Here is a 5,827-nt window from a genome sequence, read left to right as displayed (position 1 = left end):
CTGGCAGATGACGGCGCTTTGGTGGCGGTTATTGCCGCATTTTATCGCGCGTTCCTGGGTGTTGCGCTGGGGGCAGCGTCCGGCACGATGCAGAACGCTTTGGGATCGGTTTCATGTGTGAGGCGGCCGTTCCCGGGATGAATGTGCGACACGCGGACGGCAGGGGCGGGTTCATCTTTTGATGGTATTCGCGGCGTAGCGCGCGATGCGCGCGTCGTTTTGCAGTTCGTTCGAGCACCGGCAGCCCGAGATGCGCTGGTGGACAGATAACGTGAGCGGGTTCGCTGGGGCATGACAGCCGAGCAGCGGCGATAACGCAATCTGAGCATGCGGCCGGATAGTCACAGTCTCTTATCTTAATGTCAGACGTAAAGCGTTGGCTCGAGTCCGAGTTCAATGCTGTCTGTCCACGTGCCGAGATGTTGTTGTATATCTGAGATAGATCAAATCAAACGATTTTTCCTAAAAAGCATGGTGCCTCGACCGCTGTATTGCTGATGCAAATGTAAAGTGATTTTTTGTTGTTATACCAAAATTATTTTCTCTATTTTCCCTGTAAATCTCGATTTGGATGGCAGTTCGTTGCATTTGTTTGCAGAGGTGGTTGGTTGAAAATAATAAATAAAACAACGGCTTGAAATTTAACGAAGAGGCAGCGCGAATTTGTAAGATGTGCCTGGGATTCGCAGATGACGTGTGATGAATTTCATCTGGGATATGCCAAAAAATGTTGCGAAATATTAAAGAGATAGTGGTTCGAATATATTCAAATGTTATAAACCGTTAATTCCGGATAAGTTAGACGGTCGAGCGGCTTATGCCGGAGTGTGGCTGCTGCAAAAATTTTTTATTTTTGCACTCCGTAACAATTAGATCGCGTATGTTTTGTCGATTGCAAAATGAAAGACTAAACATCGCGCCGCTAAAAAGTGAAGAATCGAGAAACTTCGGCAGCGTTGATTTCGGCGTTGGCGAGCGTTTCCGCGTTAGCGCAAGGCAGCCCGCCCTCCGAAACGACGTCTGGTCCTCAAATCCAGCGTTTTCAGCAGCAGCAACTCGAAGCCGCCAAGGCGCTGAATCCGCGCCCAAATGTGCCGACACCGACCGGAGAGCAGTCTTCGGGGGCCAGCGTCATCAGCCTGCCGCTCGACAATCCGTGCTTTCCGATCAAGGAAATTGCGCTGGAAGCCAATCCGTTCGGTTGGCTCCCGCGTTTTCTCCAGCCGATCGTGGGGCAATGTGCCGGCAAGGCCGCACTCAAGCAGATTCAGGGCGCGGCCAATAACGCGCTGATCGGGCGCGGCTACGTGACCGCCCGCGTTCTCGTGCCGACTCAATCGTTGCAATCGGGAACGTTGACGTTGCATGTCGTTCCGGGCCGCATCAGCGACGTGCAAGCAGACAAATCCACGATCGGCTGGTTGCGCGTGGCGCTGCCAACTTCAGGCGGCGCGCTGCTGAACCAGCGCGACCTGGATCAGGGGTTGGAGAACCTGCGTCGCCTCCAGTCCCAGTCCGATGCCACGTTCGATATCGCGCCGGGTGTAAAGCCGGGCGACTCGGACATTGTCCTGCATCCCGGAACCGGCAAGCGCTGGCATGCCGTCATCGGCATGGACAACGCGGGCCTCGATTCGACGGGCAAGTACGAACTGTCCGGTTCGTTTACGTTCGATTCGCCGTTTCACCTCTATGACCAGCTGCAAATTGCCGGCATGTCGAATGCGAATTTTGGGGCATCCGACAAGGGCAACCAGTCGGTATCCGCCAGTTACAGCGTGCCGATCGGCTACGCGATGCTGGCGTTGAGCGCGAGCCGCTCCCGCTACAAGCAGACCGTTGCGGACTTTGGCGAACCGATCGAATACAGCGGCGTTCAGTCCCGGCTTCAGGCGGAACTGACTGGCGTGATCTATCGGAGCGCACACGCGCGTACGCAGATCCACGGCAACCTTTTCCATACGATCAGCCGCAACTCGATCGATGGCGTCGATCTTCCGGTGCAGCACCGCGACATCATCGGCTATGAATTGGGCCTGACACATCGCCAGTACCTCGGCACCATCGTGCTCGATGGCTTGTTCGCCTGGCGCGCATCGTTACCGGGCTTGTCCGGCAATCCCGGCACGGTGGTGGGTGCGCCGGACTTCGCCGGCAGGACGCAGATCGAATTGGCGAGCCTCAGCGCCCAGGTCCCTTTCAGAATTGGCGGCCAGACGTTCTCGTACCAGTTCCGCTGGAACATGCAGAACGCACGCACGCTGTTGACGCCTTCCGACTATTTCGCGATCGGCACGCGCTACGCCGTGCGCGGCTTCGATCAGCAACTGACGCTCGCCGCGCAGAGCGGCTGGGCGATCTCCAACGAACTCGGCTGGTATGTGCCGACGCCTGCCGGCACGCAGGCGCTGTATGCCGGCGTCGATGCCGGGCGTGTGCGCGGACCGGCCGCGGAATTCCTGATTGGCGAGACGCTCGCGGGCGCAGTCATCGGCATGCGCGGCAATCTCGCGCCCGGGAGCGTTGCGGGGGCAGCGCTGAACCATGACGTCTCGCTCGGTTGGCCACTGTCGAAACCGCGAGGTTTCCAGACCCGCTCGCCGACGCTGCTGTTTCAGGTCAGCACATTGTTCTAAGCGTAGTTGGAGTGGTCCGGGCGAGGTGAGCTATCTCGACCCGGTGTTTCGTTGATCGTCAAGTAGAGGAAGGAAAGACTATGCAACACGTGTATGAGAAGCGTCATATCTTGCAAGCCGCGACGGCAACGTTTGCGGTGGTGGCCGCGCTGGGGTTGAGCGCATGTGGCGGCGGTGACGATGGTGGCGACAGCAGCGGCTCGCCGGCCAGCGACATGTCCGCTGGCGGGTCGTCGGGTAGCGCATCTTCATCGTCGACGATTCGTGTGGAAGGGCAATCCCAGTCGCTCTCGAATCAGCATGAGACGGTTCGTGTGCTCATGCCGCCCGTCACGTGGAACGGCGGGCAAATGCCGACCGGAAACTTCACGTTCAGTGCGCTCGCTCAGCCGGCATCGATGCTCGAGGAGCAAGCGCCGGGCGCCTACATCGCGATTCCTTATAGCTCGTCGAGCACGATCAAGACCTTGGCGAAAGGTGTCGTGACGGATATCGCAGGAAATGGCGACATCGCGATCGGCCGCTGGGCTGACGGTACCGATTCGTCGGGAAATACCTATAACGCCAACCAGGGGCAAGTCTGGGCGGTTGGCGCGCCTGTTGCAATCGACGCGACGTCGCCGGTGCAAATGCAGTGCTCGCTCGCGTTCGCCACGCGCCCGACATCGGCGGACGGCAATACGGCGCCGGGCACGCTGAACGACGCCACCGCAACGCTGACGAGCGGCACGGACACGCTCGGCAAACAGGCCATCAACTACACCTTGAATCTGCAGTATTCGATCGGCAACGACCAGAACCAATCGTTCGCCGGTGTTTCGACGGTGGGGCAGGCGGTGATGAGCGCGAAGGCGAGATCAAGCTTGATGAGCACGGTCATGGGCGCTGATCCGAAGCAGCCGTATCTCGTCGTGTCATACGGCATCCCGGCTACGACGACGGGCAACGTGAACGGTCTGGCAGTGCTGAGCTGCAAGTAACGTTTGAACGAGGCCGGTTGTGTCCGGTGGCGCAGATGCACCCGGCCTGAATCGTATTCAAGAGCAGAGCGATCATGAATTCCGGAATCTTTCGCCTGGTGTTCAATGCCGTGCGCGGCATGTTGGTGGCCGTCGACGAATATGCATCGGCGCACGGGGGCGGCGACGACGCTCGTATGCGGCGAACGGTTCGTCCTGCGTCCAAGGATTTCCGCATCCCGATCTGGTTTGCAGCACGTGCGACCGCCTTTGCGGCGCTCTGCGCGTTCGGCATGCAACCGCGTGTGGCGGAAGCCCAGGCCACGCTGCCGATCACGCCTGATCGGAGCGGCCCGGTTCATCCGGTCGTCGGTGTGTCGGCGTCGGGCGTACCCCTCGTCAACATTACCGCACCGAAACAAGGCGTCTCGCTGAACAACTTCACGCAGTACAACGTCGGGACGAAGGGTGCAGTCCTGGTCAACAGCGGCCAGCATTCGCACACGCAGCTCGCCGGCTGGGTGCAGGGCAACCCGTTCCTTGGCAACAATGCTGCGCGCGTGATCGTCAACCAGGTCACGTCAGGCAATCCCAGTCAGCTCCTCGGGCCGACCGAGATCGCGGGCAATCGCGCGAATCTCGTGATTGCCAACCCGGCCGGTATCACGTGTGCGGGCTGCGGTTTTCTGAATGTCCCGCGCGCGACGCTGACGACCGGCGCGCCGATCTTCAATCCCGAGGGAACATTGGCCGGTTTCAACGTCACGCGGGGGCATATCGGCGTCGCCGGCGCGGGACTGGATGCCCACGGCAGCGCGATCGATCTGATTGCGCGCGCGATGACGATCAACGGTCAGGTGTGGGCGGATTCGATCAATGCGATGGCAGGTGCGAACCGCGTCGACTATGCGAGCAATACCGCGCAGGCCCAGGTCGGCAGCGGGGCGGCGCCGGGCGTCGCGATCGACGTGCAGGCGCTAGGCAGCATGTTTGCAAACAGCGTCCGACTGATCGGAACCGAGGCCGGGGTGGGCGTGCGGGACGCGGGTTCCGTCACGTCGCTGACGGGCGATATTCAAGTCTCGAACAACGGCGATGTGACGATCGCGCCGACCGCACGCATTCAGTCTGCGGCGAATACCCGAATCGATGGTGCCAACGTCGATCAGCAGGGCACGATTGTCAGTGCGCTGGCAACGGATATGAATGCGGATCAGGCACTGTCGAACGCTGGAACAATTTCGTCAGGGAGACGAACGAATCTGACTGCCGCGAATTCGCTCGGCAATAGCGGCCGGATTTATGCTGGCGCCGACACGGCGGGCAATCTGGCCGGTGGCGGCTCCATTACCGCGCACGCAGCGACCCTGACGAACAGCGGCATGCTGGCCGCTGGCGATAACATCAATCTGTTGGCGAACGATGTCACGCTCGATCACGGGATCGTGAATGCGCTCAGCGCGGTCAACGTCACGACGAATGGCACGCTGTCGAACATTGCCGGCACGATGAGCGGTCAGAACCTGTGGCTGAACGCTGGCCAGCTGGTAAACGATGCGGGCATGATCAGCTCGCGCGACATCGCGAATGTGACGGCGCAATCCGTCTCGAACCGGGCGGGTGTGTTATCGGCGGATGTGCTGCCCCTGAACTCGGCTGGCGTGCTCGACAATATCGAGGGGCAGATTACCGCGCGCACGGCGCAGATCGCGGCGACCGGCATCACGAATGTGGCAGGTGAGATCGGCACGTCGACCGGAGCATTGGCGCTCACGGCGACGGGGGTCGTGTCGAACGACAATGGAAAGATTGCCGGCGGCCATGACCTCAAGTTGACCGCAAACACCGTTTCCAATGCTCATGGTCAGGTCGGTTCCGTTGCGGGCGATGCCTCGCTCGACGTTACGCAATCGATCAACAATGCGAACGGCAAGGTTGGGGCCGGCAACGATCTGACCGTCCGCACGGCGCATGTCGACAACTCGGCAGGGGCGATAAGTGCGCGCGCCGCGCAGATTAGCGCAACCGACGTCGCGAATACCGGCGGCCAGATCGGCACCGCCGATGCACTGACCGTGACGACATCGGGCGATGTCTCCAACCGCGCAGGCGCGATCGTCGGTGGCAAGAGCCTGTCGTTGACGGCGAACGCTATCGACAATGTATCGGGCACGATCGCTTCTGCCGGAGCGCTGAACGCGCAGGTCGACACGCTCGACAATACACAAGATG

The 5,827-nt window shown here is 60.3% G+C and carries 3 protein-coding genes; all 3 read left to right on the top strand.

Annotated features, from left to right (window positions below; translation table 11 throughout):
- Positions 1-1,091: 1,091 nt before the first annotated feature.
- Positions 1,092-2,636, top strand: coding sequence for a ShlB/FhaC/HecB family hemolysin secretion/activation protein (locus KH616_RS20365; protein WP_292250253.1), 1,545 nt, complete (start codon positions 1,092-1,094; stop codon positions 2,634-2,636).
- Between the two features lie 80 nt (positions 2,637-2,716).
- Positions 2,717-3,616: a hypothetical protein gene (locus tag KH616_RS20360; protein WP_292250251.1), complete on the top strand. Its 900-nt coding sequence runs from the start codon at positions 2,717-2,719 to the stop codon at positions 3,614-3,616.
- 74 nt (positions 3,617-3,690) lie between these two features.
- A partial coding sequence (locus tag KH616_RS20355; protein ID WP_292250249.1) for a filamentous hemagglutinin N-terminal domain-containing protein occupies positions 3,691-5,827 on the top strand: 2,137 nt, incomplete at its 3' end.

Origin of the sequence: Burkholderia sp., assembly GCF_018375725.1 — a bacterium.
GTDB lineage: Bacteria > Pseudomonadota > Gammaproteobacteria > Burkholderiales > Burkholderiaceae > Burkholderia.
The sequence above is the reverse complement of the archived record's forward strand: the minus strand, read 5'-3'. Positions and strand labels throughout refer to the sequence as shown.

Bases quoted from the DNA above. Each gene is read 5' to 3' on its own strand.
- KH616_RS20360 (WP_292250251.1), top strand. From the start codon at position 2,717: ATGCAACACGTGTATGAGAAGCGTCATATCTTGCAAGCCGCGACGGCA.